Raw genomic sequence first — 18259 nt, 5'->3', positions numbered from 1 at the left:
AGGACGGAAAAGCGAAGTATTAAAATTTAAGGAGTCACATATGTTTTCTCAATCATATAATTAGCTATAATGATCGTAATTCCATCAACACCGATTACCTCCTTACTCCTTTAATCTCTTTTAACATATAAGCCGCGTATAGCATATGTATTGGATCATAAACAAAAATATAGAATTTTGGCCTGAAAATAAGCGGTTAATCTCGTTGAAAAACCCGGCTCAAAGCGTCACATTGACGGCCCCGGCAAGCCACTGTCTTGTTCTTTTACTGGAAGCCACTCCGGAACTGGTCAGTCAGCAAGTTTTCTTTAAAAAAGTGTGGGAAGATGAAGGGATTCTGGTCCCGGCAAATACCCTGTATCAAAACATATCGATAGTCAGGCGCGGACTGCGCGATGTCGGGGAAACGGATAATTCGATAGTCGTGACGGTTCCGCGTAAAGGCTTTCATATCAATCCTAACGTTAACGTTGAGAGGATGGATAAAAAACCTTTGAATTCAGAAAATTACAATGACATCACCTTCATAAGCCAGGATGACGTCGCTGAAAAAAATCCGACCACAGAGCCTGGTGATATCGTGCAAACGGTCACCAGAAAAAACATCGGTGCAAAGGCTACAACGTTCTTGATCATGCTGTTAAGTTTACTGGCGGGTTGTTTGTCTTTTCATTACATTTGGCATTTTCATGATGAAAAACCTTTTTTTAGCAGCTATACATTGGTTGAAAACGATCGCGGGTGTCATTTTTATACCAAAGATGATAACCATGCTAAAGTTGATAAATTTAACTATTATAAATCTTTGATATTCAAATCCGGACTTGATTGTAAGAAGTATCCCTTCGTTTATTTTTCGATGTCGCAAATGTCTCCCGGATTTATAGTCTTTATTTGCAGAAAAAGTTACAGCGAGAAGGTTTCTGCCGGATGTGTTACTCTCTCTTTTCGTGGAATAGTATATGAATAGAATAAAATTTGCTTTTGGCTTTTTTATTTCTGGCGCTCTACTGGGCCTTTTTTATAATTTACTGAATGATAAAATACATCATAAGGAAGAGTGCACGGCATCGCTCGTCGTGTTCAAGGGTAATACACAAACTAACTTGACGTTAAATTTCATGTATTCGCTTGATGAAAGCAAGGGCACTGTTGCGGTCAGCGGTAGTTATCTGGATGGAGGGAAACTGCAGGGCCACATCAGAAGAGACGTCATTTATGATATGGTCAAAAATCATGAATCTCATCATTTCCACTCCCGAGAAATAAACCGATACGGTAACATTGATTCTGTATCGGATACGTTCCTGGCCACCATCCTGCCAGATTTTTACGTTTATCCGGATGAAAAAATAAGCTATATCATCTCAAAACAAAATGAACATAGCTTCCTGATAAAAGTTGGTTCAAGGCCACTACTGTATTGCGCTAACTAAAGCTATGGATGATTTGTCAGGGTGACTCATCACCTGCTATTTTTTGGGCATAGTCATCCATTAAGTGGTCTGAATCGCCACAGGTTTACGCTATCAGTCAGGCAATAAACATTCCCCGACAGAAATGATGGGTCGATGACACCGCTACTAACCACTTCGCTATATAGTTATAAAGAAAGGGGTGTTGAACAGGCAGCATAGTTTAAACTTTACTACCTGCATTATCCTCAGGAGGTTATCAAGATAGAGATATTATCACCGACACCGATAAACTGTGCCGCTTAATGTAACGTTTGTTTGCTGGCTTGAACCTGTGCCATGATAGACGCTACCGGTCTGACCCGCTCTTTGGGTTAACAGTACCACGACGTTCCCCCCCATTTTCCACGCTTTATTTTTTAGATCATTTCGGGCCCCCGTCTCGAGGTTGCTATTTGACGTCCATCCTCCCGTGAAAAAATTACCCTGGCTACCAGTCACGTCCCCTAAATAGGTGCACGAAGCATCAGGTTCGTTATGTGTTATACGTACTCCCTCAGCGCCATGTTGTAAGGAGTTAGCGCTACAAGCTGTTAGCATAAAAGCGGCCAGAAAGACCATTTTTTTGTTCATGTTAATACCTTAATCAATTCTGCTAAAAATAATCCAATAGTTGCGAAACCAGTCGAATGTTGAGGCGCATTGTGCTGGCAATAAAACACACCTCCCAGGGAACTCCAGGGAGATTTAAGTTTTAAACAACCATCAAGTATAACTATCTTAAGGGTCCATAATATCTCTTATCGTCGTCATGATATTTTATTTTTTTGAGATAATGTATTCCTTGCCATAAACAGAGGCGTTTTAGGTATTAGAAACGATAACCTACGCTCACACCAAATGTATTTGTATCAACGAAAAGTAATTTGGCCGTTTCCCATGAGAGGCCAAGGGAAAGATTCGTTAATGGATTAAAAATAACGCCTGCTCCATAGGCAAAGGCATTTTCTGAAGAGGAATGATTATCCCGGTTTTTTATCTTCATTTCTGCCATGCCGACATTACCATACAAACTAATATAGTCATTAAACCGATAGGTCGGTCCAATCATTAACGAACTATAGCTGGTAGTATTATCCCCATCTTTATGTAACTTCCCCGCGTCCCACTTGTAATTTTGTACTTCATGACGAGTGGCGGTAAGAGAGGTTAATACCCCCCAGTCAGAATTGAACTCATAACGATATTTTAGTGCGAGGCCACGAAGATCTTTACTGGCAGAGTTCTTTAACGCACTAAGGTGCGTTTGGGCATAGCCAACCGAGAGGGTATGATTTTCCATCGCTACCGCTAATGCGGGCGAAAAGAATAGTGCTGCCATAATCCATGGTGAAAAAATACGCTGCATGTAAAGCTCCTTACTGGTAAATAACTCAATGCTTATCAACAAGCAATCACCGTAGAAGACCGATTGCGGCAGCAATATAACCATAAAAATCGAGAGAAAATCATGAAATTAGTCTTACATATATTTTACCGTCACTTTCAGAAAAAGTATGATTTAGTAAGCAATTGATATTACTGGATAAAAACCTATTAGCAACGCAAACCCAGGTTCACTGCAAGGTACAAACGTTATATATCTGACGATTTATTGAGTACAAATAGGTGCTATTACCGACTCTGGTGACTCTTATTTCATTGGCGGCACCGGGGTGCAGCAAGCGAAAATGTGCTAAAAAATCACCGGCAGTATCAGTAGAAAATACCTTTACCGAATCAACATCAAATGTATAAATTCCGGCCCCCGGCATCTTCAGGTTTTTTATATATACATCGCGATACAACACTTTTTTTATCTGCTGTGCGGTGATGATGTCATATTGAAGCGTAATGCGTTTATTTTTGAAATCAAGGACGATATTGCCATCAGCGTGAAAATTACCCGGTTGAACTGAGGTTACCGTCCTGGTAGTACATAAAAAAGCGTTCAAATCTGATAAAGGGTAGCGTTGTTGACGTACATGTAAAATCAGTAACGCGAAGGATACCGCCAGGATAAGCAGCGTAATGCTGTTCAGTACCGTTCTTTGATAGTGATGCATTTGGGCTCCGAAACATTCAGTTGATTCAGACACTGAACAAAAATATTGGTATTAGGGACACGAATATAATAAATAAAATTGCCATTTTGCTTATAGACTTGCGGGCTCAACTCGGAAAAAGCCCCCACCGCATCCTCAAGAGTACGGTTATCCTCTGTAACACCGTAAAAGGTATATCCGTTATAGGTTCCCAATTCAGAAAAATAATCTGGCTTACTGTTGTGGTATATATAAATCATTACCAGCAAGAATAACGTTGCGCCGATTAAAAAAAACCATTCTTTCCTGATGGTAAACTGAGAAATTTGCGTTGGTTCTGGCGACGCGTCTGCAACTGGCGCAACGGTATCGCTGGCGATATTTTGCATTGCGGGTGTTGAAGCATCAGGCAATGATTCGATGGATACCGAGAGCGTTACGCCGACCTTAGGACGCGTTAATACCGCTGAAGGGGGAAGGCCGACCTTTTCAAATGAACCGCGTAACTGGTTGATTAATTTATAATAGCTCGCACTGGAAACCACAACGCCTTTTCGTCCCCATACCCAGGCAATTAAGTCATCCTTCTTAAATAACCCTTCATGGAAAGCAATAAGCAAATTGCATTCGGATTCAGAAATTCTCAAGCTTTCGCGATCGCACGACAGCGTCATCTTTTCGCAATCAAGAATGACTTTCTTATCAATTAGGTATTTTTTCTTACTCATAAGACCTTCTGTTAAGAATGCGTCGTTCAGGTTAAACCATTATGTTACCTCAGTGGTTACTGATTTATTGAACATTTTTTGCATTTAATCCTGTCATTTTGCTCATTGGCACGCGTATCAAGCCAGCGCGTAAAATCAGATGAACACATAGGCTTTGCGTAAAGATAGCCCTGTATAAATCCTACGTTATGATCGAGAATATAGCTCAATTGATGTTCTGAACTCACGCCTTCCGCAACGATATTAAGACCGAGTTTATGGCTAAGCATGATAATGGTATCCAGAATGGGCACGTCGCTACCGCTGGTATCAATCGTATCGACAAAAGTACGATCGATTTTCAGATAATCAACGGGTAGCTGCTGGAGGTAAGAAAGCGAACAGTAGCCGGTACCAAAATCGTCTATCGCTATCAATATGCCTTTCTCACGTAGCCGTATCAGCTTATCTGACACAAGAGCTGGTTGTACAATGAGGCTGCGTTCGGTGAGCTCCAGCATCAGACGCAGATTGCCTAATCTTGCCTGTAACAACTCAACGTCTTCAATAAAGCTCTCATGCACCAAGTGTTCAGGCGAAATATTAACACTGATATAAAAGCCTTCGGCGACCTGCCACCTTTCGACATCCTCGGCGATGAGCTTAAACAGATGCCGCGAAAGCGGAACGATCATACCTTCGTTTTCTGCGGCGGTGATGAAAATGTCGGGTGTAATAAAACGACCATCGGGAAGAGGCCAACGCATTAATGCCTCTACCCCACCACAATTACCGCGGTTGACGTTAAATACTGGTTGATAATGCACCGTGAACTGCGCATTTTTCATACCGCGGATAATTTCTCGCGCCATGGACATCCGCATTTTCGACCAATGCCGGTAAAGAACCAGGGTCAAAAATGAGAAGCAAAACGAGAGAGGGATAAAAATGAGCAGAGATTTCATCCAAACTGCCGTCAATGTGCCAAGAGGCACAGCGACGGTAAGAGAAATCTTTCCGTCGTCAGTAACGTAATTCTGGGTCATCACTATTCGATCATACTGTGCTGGTTGACTGATAATGGCATCGCCTTTGCCAAATCTCAGGCTGAAAACGGCCTCTCTCTCCTCTGAGAGTACATCCATCAGCTCCTGGACATACCGAGAATCGACGATAACAAACGCCGCTTTATCCGCCGCGACTTGCTGTGTGTAAACCACCGCGGGCCTGCCAGGCCCACCGGCCATCCAGCTAAATGAGCGAACCCACCTGGCAGGTAGCGGCGTTGGGAGCGTTTTACCTGGTGGCAGAGGAAAAGGATGCGCCTGCTCTCTGCTAACAAAGGAACAGAGCAGATTGCCCTTTTCCAGCAAACCAATATCACGAATATAAGGAGTAAAGGCGCGGGTACGGTTAAGCTCCGACAAAATTTCAGCGCAGGGCCTGTCCGCTAATTTTACGGCTTGCCCGGTGACCCGCCACGAAGCAGTTGAGACATCTTCACTAAAACGTAATAAGGTTTTCGCACTCAGGGCGACATCCTGTTTAAACTGCAGGACACTGACCAGCAGTGCTAACGTAATCATCATGACCAGCGGCACCAGCACTGCACAAATTATATACGATAGTTTTAGCTTCACTGGTTTCGCCTCTCATTCACGAATGGATGTGCGGTGGTATAGCTGACCGCAAGCCCCATTATGCCTTGGTGCTACCGCTGGTTGTGCAAAAATTATAGATCTGCCGGTTTAGTGAAAAAAGATAGGTTCGCTGACCGACTTTGTTTATCGTCAGCTCATTCACGGTTGCCGGTTGCAGGAGACGCAGCCAGGAAAACATCTCCCCCGTCGTATCCGAATCAAATTTGTGTACGGCTTCAATCCGGAAAGTGTAGGTTTTCGGGCCAATGCGGTTAGGCGCACTGATGGTGATGTCCTGAAAGAATAACCGCTGCTCCCGCTGTTGATCCTGCACGGCGTAATGAATAGCAATCCGATTGGATTTCAAGTCCAGCACCAATGTTCCGCTCAAAATTAATTTCCGCGACTTTATATAAACATTTGATTTAGCAGTGCAAATAAGGTTATTCACTTCTTCCGTATCGCGTCTGGCTCCCCGATACACCTGCGTTGCCAGCACCATACATGCGCAGAGCAGACCACACAGGATAATTAGTAACGCTCTTTGATGGTAATGCATTTTGGTACCGCCGTTTCAACAGGATTCAGGCACTGCAAAAAAAGATTCATGTTCGGCTCCCGGAGATAATAAAGATAATGTCCGTTCTGGCGACATAGCGGTAGCGTCAGGGTGTTATAGGCCGAAACCACCTCCTTAAATGTCACTTTATCGCTCGCCATTTTGAAGAAGATATAGCCATCCTTATCACCAAGCATCCTGAAGGTGCTTTTGTGTTTATTTTGCACAGGTGCATGTTGAAATAGCATCGCTATAGCCGTTAACAGCATCAACAACATTGTCAGCACCAGAAGATGTATTTTGGCGGTAAATTTTTTACCCTCCGCGAGATGAGTCTGACGACTGTCTTTACCCCGCGCTGTATCGCTGGTCTGTTCGCCTGCTTCCGAACGTTGTTTTTTGAACGGTTCTAATGGCTGTGACAACGAAACACCAATTCGTGGACGGGTAACAATATCGTCCGCTTTCAAACCAACGAGCGAAAAATTATTCCGCATTTGATTAATAAGCTTGTAATAACTCGATTCTGAAACACAACCCGCACGGTTCTTCCAGACGAAATCAATGATATCTTCTTTTTTATATATACCGCGATGGAAGGCAAGAAGTAGGTTTGTCTCCGACTCAGAGATTTTAATAATCTTATTACCATTAGCCAATGTCATTCTGGCACTATCAAATATCACCTTTTTAGCGATTAACAACAACTCTTCATCCATGGAAAATCCGTTCTTCAATACACTTACTCTGTCGCCTGTCATATTAACACAGGGTGAAATGATTTCACCCACCTTAACATTCGCAATCTTTTCACAAAACACAGTCACTAACATCAACTCTGCTACCCTTATTGCTTACTCTTCACCAAATCAATAGATTAGCTTCCTTTATGAATTTTTCTTACCTTTTTTGAATATCAACACACCAGTCAAGTAAGATAAATTTAAGGAATATTCAGCACATCAGTAAGCTCTTTTCAGAAAATGGTTCGTAATCTTGCCTTTAAAACATGATGGCGCCGCCCGGCGATTGACCACGTCGCTATGCAACCTTATCACCGGGAACCGCACAATAAAATCACCTGGCGAGACGCTATTTTGTTTTGCATCAACTAAAGGACGTTGTCTTTATCTGCCCTAGCTGCAGAGCGAGCCTCATCATATATAAATGAATAGCAACAAAGGAATAAAAAACCATGTTCAAGAAAACCACACTGGCTTTATTAACAGCCTCACTTTTTATTTCCACCAGCGCGCTAGCCATATCTAATAATACTATTACCTTTCGCGGTGAAGTTTCCGATGAAACCTGTTCTGTGGCGATTAACGGCAATCAGGCAAAACCGGTAGTTATTCTGCCGACGGTGAGTGCCAAGGAATTGGCGAAAGGCGGAGATGTCGCAGGTCAGGTGACATTTGATATTGGTCTCACCGGCTGCACGGGTAATACCGATAGAGCGACCAAAATCTCTACCGTCTTCGTTGGTAACCAGGTGACCAGCAACGGTAATCTTGGGAATACGGGAGACGCGACCAACGTTGAAGTACAACTCCTTGATACCGCAAATAAAGTTATCAATTTGACCAACGGCTTCAAAGGTGAAGGCGATCTACAACTGAAGCCTGGAGAGACGGAAGCCAGCGCCACCTACACTGCGCAGTATTACGCCACAGGAGCAGCATCGGCTGGTACGGTCGAAGCCACTCTCCAGTACGCCGTTTCCTACCTGTAAAACTCTCCGTGGTCCGGTGCTAGCCGTCGGACCTTTATAATAGCAATGGAGTTGTTGCGATGAAAAAGGATGCCCCCCGTTCAGGGCTACGCTATCTGGTGCTGCTGATAGCCCTGTTCTTTCCCGTTACCGGGGCCTGGGCCAGCGTTACCATTGTAGGCAGTCGGATTATTTATCCATCGACCGTCGCCTCAGTCGATGTACAGCTAAAAAATAACGATGACTTTCCCTATATCGTACAAACCTGGTTTGACAATGGCGATCTGCATATTGGGCCGGAGAACGCGAGCGGCATTCCTTTTATCTCTACGCCGCCAGTATTTCGAATCCAACCGAAATCAGGGCAGATTGTCCGCGTTGTCTATAGCCAGCGTAAAGCGCTGCCGCACGATCGTGAATCGGTTTTCTGGTTCAACGCGTTGCAGGTACCGCCAGCCAATATAGGTGGCCGCCAGCAAAATAAAGTGCTGGTGATGCTTAGGACGCGGATCAAACTCTTCTATCGGCCGGAAGGCATTGGTTCACCAGGTAATCTGGCGAAAAAACTGCACATCACCGTGGTGCGTAATGCCCGAAAAGGCGCCGGTATTGTCATCAGCAATCCGCAACCCTGGTATGCCTCACTCAGTAATCTGAGCGTGAAAGTAAATGGTACTTCACGCGAGCTTAATGTCGACATGGTCCCCCCTTTTTCCAGTCGCACTTTCTGGATACCGGGAAACGTCAGCGCCAATTCACTTAACGGTACCGTCACTGTGACGGTGGTTAACGACCAGGGTGCAAGGATAAGCGAGCGTTATCATGTCGCTGAAGGTTAAATTCTCACGCCAAAATATCTTCGTTATCTTAGCCGTAGCCTGCGTTGGCCAGGCTTTCGGTGAAGAATATTATTTCGACCCCTCTCTATTGCAGGGAACAGCTTACGGACAAGGTATGGCGAGCGTTAACGGACCCGACACCCCCGCCGGAGAGTATCTGGTTGACGTTATCGTCAATGGAACGCTGATAAAATCCGGCGTAAAAATCCGCTTTAATCCAGTCAATGGCGGACAGCGCACCGAGCCCTGCCTTCCGTTATCGCTGATGCAGGCCGCTCAGGTTAAATCGCTCCCGGACAACGCGCTGCAAAATAGCTGCCGTCCGCTAAGGGACTGGGTATCCCGCGGTGAATGGCAATTTGATAGCGCGACGCTACAGCTCCGGCTTACGCTGCCGATGAGCGAGCTGATGCACAGGCCGCGCGGCTATATCCCGCCTTCGCAGTGGGACAGCGGCGCGCTGGCGCTGTTTTTACGCCATAACACCAACTGGACCCACACAGACAACACCAGCCAGCACTTCCGCTACCACTATTTGTGGAGCGGCATCAACGTTGGCAGCAATATTGGCCTGTGGCAGCTCCGCCATCAGGGGAATCTGCGCTATGCCGACAGTAACCAAAGCGGTAGCGCCTGGCATTATAATCGCGTGCGCACCTGGGTACAGCGGCCACTCACCGCAATCGACAGCATTATGGCATTTGGCGATAACTATACCGACTCCAGTTTATTCGGCAGCCTGTCATTCAATGGTATTAAACTCGCCACGGATGAGCGCATGTGGCCGCAGGGCAAACGCGGCTATGCGCCGGAGGTGCATGGCGTGGCGTCAAGCAGCGCGCGGGTGGTCATCAAACAGCTAGGCAAAGTTATCTATGAAACCCATGTTCCACCTGGCCCGTTCTATATAGATGATCTTTACAACACCCGCTATCAGGGGGATTTGCAGGTTAAGGTGATTGAGGCTAACGGAAAGGTTTCTCGTTTTACCGTTCCCTATTCCGCCGTTCCCGACTCGGTGCGCCCTGGTAACTGGCACTACGCTTTTGCTCTAGGCAAGGTCCGCCAATATTACCGCATCGACAACCGTTTTCTTGAGGGGACGCTGCAGCACGGGGTGAATAATCATCTCACGCTTAATCTTGGATCGCGGTTGGCGCATGATTATCAGGCCTGGCTGGCTGGCGGCGTTCTGGCAACCCGTCTGGGCGCGTTCGGGATGAATGCCACCTGGTCTGGCGCACAAGTGGAACATAACGATCGGCAGCAGGGCTGGCGCGCGGAGTTCAGCTATAGCAAGACCTTTTCCACAGGCACTAATCTGGTACTGGCGGCTTATCGCTACTCAACCGGCGGATTCCGCGATTTAGAAGATGTGTTTGGCGTCCGGCAACAGGAGCACAACAGCATTGTTTACTACTCCGATACCCTACACCAACGCCAACGTCTTTCTGCAACCGTCAGCCAGCCGTTAGGTCGGTTGGGGACGCTCAATCTTAGCGCCAGTACCGCTGATTATTACAATAACCGGTCGCGGATCACGCAACTGCAGCTGGGCTATAGCAACCAGTGGCGAAAAGTGAGTTATGGATTCAACCTTGCCAGGCAGCGCTCCACCTGGGACGATAGCCGCTTCTACCACAGCGTTAACGAACCGCAGGATCTGAACCAGCGGCAAAAATATACCGAGACGACGCTATCGTTCACTTTATCCATTCCCTTTAACTGGGGCGACAATCCGACCTCCGTGGCAATGAATTATAACCAGTCGCGCGCGAACCGATCCTCAACCTTGTCGATGAACGGAACCCGTGGCGAGCAGAACGAACTCTCCTGGTCGGTCTACGGCGGCTATGATCGCTATCGCAATGGGGATGAAGGGACAGCAACGACTTTTGGCGGCAACGTCCAGCAAAACACCCGTTTTGGCGCGCTGCGCGTGGGCTACGATCAGGGAAAAGACTATCGTCAGGTGGCGCTAGGCTCCTCCGGAACCGTGGTGTTGCATTCCGGTGGCGTGACGTTCGGCCCCTACGCCAGCGACACGTTTGCATTAATTCACGCCGATGGCGCACAGGGCGCCGTCGTACAGAACGGTCAGGGGGCGGTAATCGACCGTTTTGGGTATGCCATTTTGCCCTCGCTATCTCCCTATCGTCGCAACAACGTCTCACTCGATACCCGGCAGATGCGCAGCGATGCTGAGCTGACCGGGGGAAGTCAACAGGTGGTTCCCTATGCTGGCGCGATCGCACGGGTGAACTTCTCAACGATTACCGGCAAAGCGGTGCTCATCGCGGTGAAAATGGCAGATGGCGGCATACCGCCAATGGGCGCCGAGGTCATGAACAGCGAAGGGGCCGTCATTGGGATGGTCGGGCAAGGCGGGCAGGTGTATGCCCGGATCAGCACACCCTCTGGCTCATTACTGGTGCGTTGGGGAAAAGGAGCCAACCGACGTTGCCGTGTGCCTTACCAGTTCGATATGCATTCTCCTGAAAACGTGATTTATCTCACGACTACCTGCGAGAGGAAATAGTCTCATGTGTCATCTTCGCCGAACGCTGCTGTTTGCAGCTGGCCTGCTTTTCAGCACCGCGCCCTGGGCTAACTGCGTTAAGGTCACGGATAATAGTTTCCTTTCTGAGGCTGCGATTAAAGCGGGTTATACCGCGCGCTACTGGCGCGGCGCCTATGATGACAATATCGGTCATCTTGGTCTGCCGTCAGTCATTAGCGTTAGCGCCAATAACAAGTTCCAGCCTTCAGGTACTGTGCTTGCCAGCGCAGTGGCTAATTTCCTTACCGCCGGCGTTCAGACACCCTACTCGGCAAAACAGGTGCTTTACCGCTGTGATTTGAAGGATGCCGGGCAACTGTACGAATTATATTCTACCAATGCCGATAACCCTTTTGTTGGAGGACGCCGGGCGAAAGAAGTTGAAGGGGCCTACTATGACGCGGAACGTAACGTCGCGGTACGGATGACTAACCTGAGTACTGGCGAATACTATAGCCGCTACTGGAAGCAGCGCCAGCTTACTGCGGATAGTTGGTTTCAGGACGATCGCGCAATCTATATTCCCGCAGGCGCGTTTAGTAATGTCCTGTATGAGATGATTAAAATCGCCGCCTCGGATCAGTATATTTATTCGGACAGAATCAACAAAGACCTCTATACCCAGCCGCGCGGTTATATCGCCTTTAAAGGGCCGGGCTTAATAACATCCGCTATTCAGCCAGGTATGGATCATGCTTCAAGCTATTATGGTTGGCCTGCTTATTGGCCCGGTGCATGGAGTAGCTATAATCAGGTTACCTATATTCGCGGCGCAGCTTGCACCATTGAAGATTATCCTGCGACAGTGCTGCTCCCCACCATATCAGCAGAAGCGCTTACTTCTGGCGAAAGCAGCGAGGCGCCTTTCAGTATAACGCTTGAGTGCGAAGCCGGCGCGATGTCTTCAACTCACCCCACAACCCAGGTAGCTAATGTCGCCATGGGCTTTTTGGTCAACCAACCTGCGGCTGTTGCCGCCGCGCGCCGCCTGGGCCTGACGACCACCGGTGGCGGATTAACCTGGTTACTGGATACGCATTATGGCGAAAAGGGCGTGGCTTCCGGAGTAGGAATACGGATTTACGATGAGCGCGGTGCGCCGCTTAACCTGTTACCAGACAAAACGAGTACGGGAACGGGCAATGCCCGTGGCTGGTATGGGTATAAGGAGCTCACGGTACAAACCGGCAAAAAAGATCATGGTTCGGTGGAAATCTGGCACGGTGATTTTACGGCCTCCCTTGAGGCGCTTGGAGGACAAACGGTAACGGTAGGGAGCGTGAATGCGCAGTTACAGGCAGTGGTTAGTTTTCAGTAAGGCTTTGTTAGCGCTATTGTTGCTGGCAGGCATCACTCCGGCGCCGTTTGCTGCGGTTAACGTTGATCGAACCCGGATCGTCTTCGCTGCTAACGATGTTGTCCAGTCGCTGACGCTCACAAACGATAGCGTGACGCCGATGCTGTTACAGGTCTGGACCGATGCCGGAGAGACGGCCTCTTCACCAGACAGTAGCCGCACGCCGCTGGTGGTCTTGCCCCCTGTCTTTAAAATGCAGCCGGATGAGTTGAGAACGCTTCGTGTGATGCTGAGCTCGCGCCGTAGTTTACCCGGGGATCGGGAAAGCCTTTTCTGGCTTAATATTTACCAGATCCCCCCCGAGCAGAATGCAACAGACAGCGTCACTCGCAAATTAGTGTTACCCCTGCGATTACGGTTAAAGGTATTTATTCGTCCGCACGGCTTAAAGGCCCCCACCAGCAACGATGAGCGGAAATTACGCTTCAGTATCGCTTCGCAGGGCATCACGATAACCAATCCGACCCCGTGGTATATGAGCCTGGCTGTCATGCCGATAAAGGGAATAAGTATCGGTAACATCATGCTCGCGCCCTATGAGCAGCGCGATGTCGCGCTTTCGAATATGCCAGCGGTGGGGTCAACAGTAGACTATGCGGTGATTAACGATTCGGGAAACTGGCGGACCTATACCGCAACCATTATGGATAAAGAAATTTGAGCGCCATTTTTTATTACCGAAAGTGAATCAGAAGCCTCACTCTTCAGCCACTCTATTGCAGATAGCAGTTATGGCGGTTATCTGGCGCGGTCTGTGCAATTCACGCTCCGCTCAAAGCATATATTTTTACGCAGGAAAATGTCTAAAAGTAAATGGTTCGTTTTGCTGCGATATTTGCATCTTATCCTTATTATTGCCACTCGACCTCATCTCTGTTGCCCTTACTGACGTTGCACTCGTTGCACATGATTTGCAGATTGGCAATATCGAGGGCTAAATGCGGGTAAAGAGAACGCGGTTTAATATGATCAACGTGCATCACCATCCCGTCACTGGCGCCGCGCCCGCATACGCAACATTTATTGCCGTAGCGCTGGAAGGCCTGGTAACGTAAACGCCGCCACTCCCTTGAGCGGTAGAACGTATCAGCCTCTTTAGCAGCTTGCTGCCGCAGCGCCTGCTCATGCCGGTACTGCTCGAATAAAACGACATGCCCTTCAGCTTTAGGGTAATTTCCCCAGGCATCCGTCGCTGGCGTTGTGTCGGGCTTCTCCTGTACCTTCACCGAGTCTGGAGGATAGAGTTTGCTCGTAACCTTTTGTACCAGTTTGAAAAGTACCCATACGACTACGGCCAGAATAACTAACGTTTCCACTCCCGCGCCTTATTCTCATTCAAAGATAATTGCTGCATTATTTTATACAAGCGCCATATTGATGGTCATTATACCTTTGTAGGGATGAAATTGCGTTATCGCAAGGCTAGCCAGCCCCCACAGCTCATCCACCCCCAGGCGACTCATCTCTATTGTGCCCCTACTCTCCTGGCCGTACGTTGTGATACCCCAGAACACGTCATGGTCAGCTACGACGAACTGAAGGTCTGAAGGTGGTCGGTAGCGCCTCCTGACGCTACCGACATGCCGGTTAACGCGCCATCAGAACAAACACGCCCCAGCCGAGATATTCCCGGGTCCAGGTGACGTGGTGTAGCGGCGCAGTGGTCAACTGCTGGCGAACCTCCGGTGCGAAGTCATCGTGCGGATTGGCCTCCAGCCAGCGGCGCATTGTCAGCCATTTCGCCGCTTCATAACGATCCCAGCCCTCCTGGTCGGCCAGCACCATCTCCACCACGTCATAGCCCAGTTCGCCAAAGTGGGCGACCAGCGCCGGTAGCGTCAGGAAGTCATCGGGTGACTGCGCGCCGCAGGCAATCGCCTCTTCTGCCGTGGCCGGACGTTTGCGCCACCATGGCTCGCCGATAAGCAACATGCCGCCTGGGGTAAGGCTCTGCTTCAGCAGCTCGATTGTGCCTGCCACCCCGCCGCCGATCCACGTGGCCCCCACGCAGGCGGCAACATCGCACGGCTGGCTGGCGACATATCCGCTGGCATCCTGGTGCACAAAGGTTACCCGGTCGCTTACCCCGAGCTCCTCTGCCCGGGCGGCCGCCTGCTGACTGAACAGCAGGCTCATGTCTACGCCGGTGCCGACGATCTGATGATCGCGCGCCCAGCTACAGAGCATCTCGCCGGAGCCGCTGCCGAGGTCGAGAATGGTGGTGCCCGGCACCATTCGCAGCGCCCGTCCCAGCGTGGCGTACTTTTCCGGGGTAAAAGGGTTATGGATACGGTGCTCGCTTTCACTGATGGTAAAAATGCGAGGGATATCGATCATGAGGTTTTCTCCTTGAGAGCCATACGCCCGGGCAGCGACCCTGCCCGGGTCGCTATTTCAGCGGTTGTCCGCTTGCGCGCGAACGTTATTCAAACCGGTCGTGTTGATCCGGTACGGCTGGCCGTTCACCGACTTAATCAGCTTTTTGGTTTTGAGCTTTTTGAAGACCGCAAGGGTGCAGTCGCTCAGCAACAGCCCTTCGCGGGTGTAGCATTCAACGGCGGTAATGCGGCCGGAGGTATCGCGGACGTGCGCAATACGGCCACCTTTGGCGAGAACGTGTAAGGTCCGTTGTTCCTGACGGGATAAATTCATACTGAAACCTGTTCATTATCATGTGCGAAAACATGCCTACACCCGCAGGTGTGTGCGTAAGGTTTAAGCGCAGCGATAATCAGTCCGGCCTGGGCAGGTCGGGAAACTGATTATCTGATAATGACATTCTCCAGCATCGAAGCCTCAGTGAGCATTGAAAGGTATTTACCGGCTGAATATTAACACCTTCATCTGGTAAGGATATTGTGCAGATTAAAAACTGTGACCGGTATTACGATTTCCCTCGGCCTTATCCCCATTTTGCGCTATCCGCCACCCGCTCTGTTCCGCAACTTTCACCACCACCTTATCCCCCCTCCCGTATTGTTAAATAATTGTTGTCAGATCACAAAATGGAAACAAAAAGGCCATTTCGTACGCATTTTATAAAAATGTAGATATTTTTAATTTATGGCTACGAAATGAACATCACCCTGACCTTACAGCGAGGAACGATCCTGATGAACGCCCTGACCGCAGTAAAACCGACACCCGCGCCGGTAGCCCAGCAATACCCTGGCTTTTCTTTCACCCCTTCCGCCCAGTCGCCGCGCCTGCTGGAGCTCACCTTTTCCGCCGAAACGACCACGCAGTTCCTGCAGCAGGTCGCGCAGTGGCCGGTGCAGGCGCTGGAGTACAAATCTTTCTTACGCTTCCAGGTCGGCAAGATCCTCGACGATCTGTGTGGCAATCAGCTGCAGCCGTTGCTGATCAAAACATTGCTCGATCGCGCGGAAGGCGCGCTGCTTATCAACGGCGAAGGGATCGATCACGTCAGCCAGGCCGAGGAGATGGTCAAGCTGGCCACCGCCGTCGCCCACCTGATTGGTCGTTCCAACTTCGACGCCATGAGCGGTCAGTATTACGCCCGCTTCGTGGTGAAAAATGTCGATAACTCAGACAGCTACCTGCGCCAGCCGCACCGGGTGATGGAGCTGCACAACGACGGCACCTACGTCGAAGAGCAAACCGACTACGTATTAATGATGAAGATCGACGAGCAGAACATGCAGGGCGGCAATTCCCTGCTGCTGCATCTCGACGACTGGGAGCATCTCGACGAATTTTTCCGCGACCCGCTGGCTCGCCGCCCAATGCGCTGGGCCGCGCCGCCGAGCAAAAACGTCAGCAAGGATGTTTTCCACCCGGTGTTCGACGTCGATTCGCAGGGCCGCCCGGTAATGCGCTATATCGACCAGTTCGTCCAGCCGAAAGATTTCGAAGAAGGCACCTGGCTGAGCCGCCTCTCCGACGCGCTGGAGACCAGCAAAAACATCCTTTCCATACCGGTGCCGGTGGGCAAATTTCTGCTCATTAACAACCTGTTCTGGCTGCACGGCCGCGACCGCTTTACGCCGCACCCGGACCTGCGCCGCGAGCTGATGCGCCAGCGCGGCTACTTTGCGTATTCCACGAATCATTACCAGACTCATCAATAAGGGTTTTCAGGCGAAGGAATTGAGCGGATGTATGATTTCGTGATTATCGGCGGCGGCATCATCGGCATGTCGACCGCCATGCAGTTAATTGAGATTTACCCGGACGCCCGCATTGCGCTGCTGGAAAAAGAGGCCGGCCCGGCCTGCCATCAGACTGGCCACAACAGCGGCGTGATCCACGCCGGGGTGTATTACACGCCCGGCAGCCTCAAGGCGCAGTTTTGCCTCGCCGGCAACCGCGCCACCAAGGCCTTTTGCGAGCAGAACGGCATCCGCTATGACGTCTGCGGCAAAATGCTGGTCGCCACCTCACCGCTGGAGATGGAGCGGATGCGCGCCCTGTGGGATCGCACCGCCGCCAACGGCCTGCAGCGCGAGTGGCTAAGCGCCGGGGAGCTACGCGAGCGCGAACCGAACATTACCGGGCTCGGCGGGATCTTTGTCCCTTCCAGCGGCATCGTCAGCTACCGCGAAGTGGCGGCGGCAATGGCGAAGAACTTCGAAGCGAAAGGCGGAACGATCGTCTACAACGCCGAAGTCAGCGCCCTGAAAGAACATGCCAGCGGCGTGGTGATCCGCACCCGCCAGGGCGGAGAATATGAGGCCTCGACGCTGATCGCCTGTTCGGGCTTGATGGCCGATCGGCTGGTAAAAATGCTCGGCGTCGACCCCGGGTTTATCATTTGTCCGTTCCGCGGGGAGTATTTCCAGCTGGCACCGCAGCACAACCAGATCGTCAACCATTTGATCTATCCAATCCCCGATCCGGCGATGCCGTTCCTCGGCGTCCACCTGACCCGCATGATCGACGGCAGCGTCACCGTCGGCCCCAACGCCGTGCTGGCTCTGAAGCGCGAAGGCTACCGCAAGCGCGATATCTCGCTGGCCGATACCCTGGAGATCCTCACCTCGCCCGGCATCCGCCGGGTACTGCAAAACAACCTGCGCTCCGGACTGGGCGAAATGAAGAATTCGCTGTGCAGAAGCGGCTATCTGCGGCTGGTGCAAAAATACTGCCCGAGCCTGACGCTGAGCGATTTACGTCCGTGGCCGGCCGGCGTGCGGGCGCAGGCCGTGTCCCCGCAGGGCAAGCTGATCGACGATTTTCTCTTCGTTACCACCGCGCGTTCGATACATACCTGCAATGCGCCATCGCCAGCGGCCACCTCCGCTATCCCGATCGGCGCGCATATCGTCAGCAAGGTGCAGAGCCTGCTGGCCAGCCAGAGCAATCCCGGACGCACGCTGCGTGCGGCACGTAGCGTGGAGACACTACATGCCGCTTTTACCCGTTAA

At 50.1% G+C, this 18259-nt stretch carries 19 protein-coding genes; 9 read left to right on the top strand and 10 right to left on the bottom strand.

What is annotated here, in order from left to right; all coding sequences use genetic code 11:
• Positions 1-145 precede the first annotated feature (145 nt).
• Positions 146-970 carry a transcriptional regulator gene (locus tag KHQ23_RS02330; RefSeq protein ID WP_023282212.1) on the top strand — a complete coding sequence of 275 codons (825 nt, stop codon included), beginning with the start codon at positions 146-148 and terminating at the stop codon, positions 968-970.
• Positions 963-1436: a hypothetical protein gene (locus KHQ23_RS02325; protein WP_004183099.1), complete on the top strand. Its 474-nt coding sequence runs from the start codon at positions 963-965 to the stop codon at positions 1434-1436. Before KHQ23_RS02330 ends, KHQ23_RS02325 begins: the two co-directional genes overlap by 8 nt.
• Before the next feature lie 255 nt (positions 1437-1691).
• Here KHQ23_RS02325 and KHQ23_RS02320 read toward each other — a convergent pair whose 3' ends face one another.
• The 7 genes from KHQ23_RS02320 to KHQ23_RS02290 all read right to left on the bottom strand — a co-directional run bounded on the left by KHQ23_RS02320 (position 1692) and on the right by KHQ23_RS02290 (position 7124).
• Positions 1692-2048: a DUF4156 domain-containing protein gene (locus KHQ23_RS02320; protein WP_011977699.1), complete on the bottom strand. Its 357-nt coding sequence runs from the start codon at positions 2046-2048 to the stop codon at positions 1692-1694.
• A gap of 238 nt (positions 2049-2286) precedes the next feature.
• Positions 2287-2823, bottom strand: a complete 537-nt coding sequence (locus KHQ23_RS02315) for an Ail/Lom family outer membrane beta-barrel protein (RefSeq protein WP_032421049.1) — start codon at positions 2821-2823, stop codon at positions 2287-2289.
• 208 nt (positions 2824-3031) lie between these two features.
• Positions 3032-3520 carry a hypothetical protein gene (locus tag KHQ23_RS02310; protein WP_004183096.1) on the bottom strand — a complete coding sequence of 163 codons (489 nt, stop codon included), beginning with the start codon at positions 3518-3520 and terminating at the stop codon, positions 3032-3034.
• Positions 3493-4227, bottom strand: coding sequence for a hypothetical protein (locus KHQ23_RS02305; RefSeq protein ID WP_023282211.1), 735 nt, complete (start codon positions 4225-4227; stop codon positions 3493-3495). Before KHQ23_RS02305 ends, KHQ23_RS02310 begins: the two co-directional genes overlap by 28 nt.
• A gap of 56 nt (positions 4228-4283) precedes the next feature.
• Positions 4284-5846, bottom strand: coding sequence for an EAL domain-containing protein (locus KHQ23_RS02300; RefSeq protein WP_077254210.1), 1563 nt, complete (start codon positions 5844-5846; stop codon positions 4284-4286).
• A 58-nt stretch (positions 5847-5904) separates the two neighbouring features.
• Entirely contained in the window at positions 5905-6405 is a 501-nt protein-coding gene (locus KHQ23_RS02295; protein WP_026005907.1) for a hypothetical protein, read from the bottom strand.
• Complete coding sequence (locus tag KHQ23_RS02290) at positions 6378-7124, bottom strand: membrane protein (RefSeq protein WP_032421656.1); 747 nt, start codon at positions 7122-7124, stop codon at positions 6378-6380. The genes KHQ23_RS02295 and KHQ23_RS02290 overlap by 28 nt, the downstream gene beginning before the upstream one ends.
• A 476-nt stretch (positions 7125-7600) precedes the next feature.
• On the opposite strand from KHQ23_RS02290, the gene KHQ23_RS02285 reads away from it, so the two are divergent.
• From KHQ23_RS02285 to KHQ23_RS02265, 5 genes are read left to right on the top strand one after another with little or no spacing between them, the layout of a single operon-like run.
• Positions 7601-8137: a fimbrial protein gene (locus tag KHQ23_RS02285; RefSeq protein ID WP_004183089.1), complete on the top strand. Its 537-nt coding sequence runs from the start codon at positions 7601-7603 to the stop codon at positions 8135-8137.
• A 59-nt stretch (positions 8138-8196) separates the two neighbouring features.
• Positions 8197-8955: a fimbria/pilus periplasmic chaperone gene (locus KHQ23_RS02280; RefSeq protein WP_009309770.1), complete on the top strand. Its 759-nt coding sequence runs from the start codon at positions 8197-8199 to the stop codon at positions 8953-8955.
• Entirely contained in the window at positions 8939-11494 is a 2556-nt protein-coding gene (locus KHQ23_RS02275) for a fimbrial outer membrane usher protein (protein WP_032421048.1), read from the top strand. Before KHQ23_RS02280 ends, KHQ23_RS02275 begins: the two co-directional genes overlap by 17 nt.
• 4 nt (positions 11495-11498) lie before the next feature.
• A complete protein-coding gene (gene stbD / locus KHQ23_RS02270; RefSeq protein WP_021441244.1) occupies positions 11499-12833 on the top strand; it encodes a fimbrial usher protein StbD in 1335 nt (444 codons plus the stop codon).
• Positions 12799-13533 carry a fimbrial assembly chaperone gene (locus KHQ23_RS02265; protein WP_009309773.1) on the top strand — a complete coding sequence of 245 codons (735 nt, stop codon included), beginning with the start codon at positions 12799-12801 and terminating at the stop codon, positions 13531-13533. The genes stbD and KHQ23_RS02265 overlap by 35 nt, the downstream gene beginning before the upstream one ends.
• Positions 13534-13723: 190 nt before the next feature.
• Here KHQ23_RS02265 and KHQ23_RS02260 read toward each other — a convergent pair whose 3' ends face one another.
• The 3 genes from KHQ23_RS02260 to KHQ23_RS02250 form a co-directional block, all read right to left on the bottom strand.
• On the bottom strand, positions 13724-14188 hold the full coding sequence (locus KHQ23_RS02260) for an HNH endonuclease (protein ID WP_032421047.1): 465 nt from the start codon (positions 14186-14188) through the stop codon (positions 13724-13726).
• 271 nt (positions 14189-14459) lie between these two features.
• On the bottom strand, positions 14460-15209 hold the full coding sequence (locus KHQ23_RS02255; protein ID WP_032421046.1) for a cyclopropane-fatty-acyl-phospholipid synthase family protein: 750 nt from the start codon (positions 15207-15209) through the stop codon (positions 14460-14462).
• Between the two features lie 57 nt (positions 15210-15266).
• Positions 15267-15524: a YjhX family toxin gene (locus KHQ23_RS02250; protein WP_002889848.1), complete on the bottom strand. Its 258-nt coding sequence runs from the start codon at positions 15522-15524 to the stop codon at positions 15267-15269.
• Positions 15525-15985: 461 nt separating this feature from the next.
• Between KHQ23_RS02250 and glaH the strand changes: the two genes are divergently transcribed.
• Together glaH and lhgO are read left to right on the top strand one after the other, a co-directional pair.
• Positions 15986-16963, top strand: a complete 978-nt coding sequence (gene glaH, locus KHQ23_RS02245) for a glutarate dioxygenase GlaH (RefSeq protein ID WP_004177327.1) — start codon at positions 15986-15988, stop codon at positions 16961-16963.
• A gap of 27 nt (positions 16964-16990) precedes the next feature.
• Positions 16991-18259 carry an L-2-hydroxyglutarate oxidase gene (gene lhgO / locus KHQ23_RS02240; RefSeq protein WP_002889846.1) on the top strand — a complete coding sequence of 423 codons (1269 nt, stop codon included), beginning with the start codon at positions 16991-16993 and terminating at the stop codon, positions 18257-18259.

Origin of the sequence: Klebsiella sp. 64 (assembly GCF_018223915.1) — a bacterium.
GTDB classification, from domain to species: Bacteria; Pseudomonadota; Gammaproteobacteria; order Enterobacterales; family Enterobacteriaceae; genus Klebsiella; species Klebsiella pneumoniae.
The sequence above is the reverse complement of the archived record's forward strand: the minus strand, read 5'-3'. Positions and strand labels throughout refer to the sequence as shown.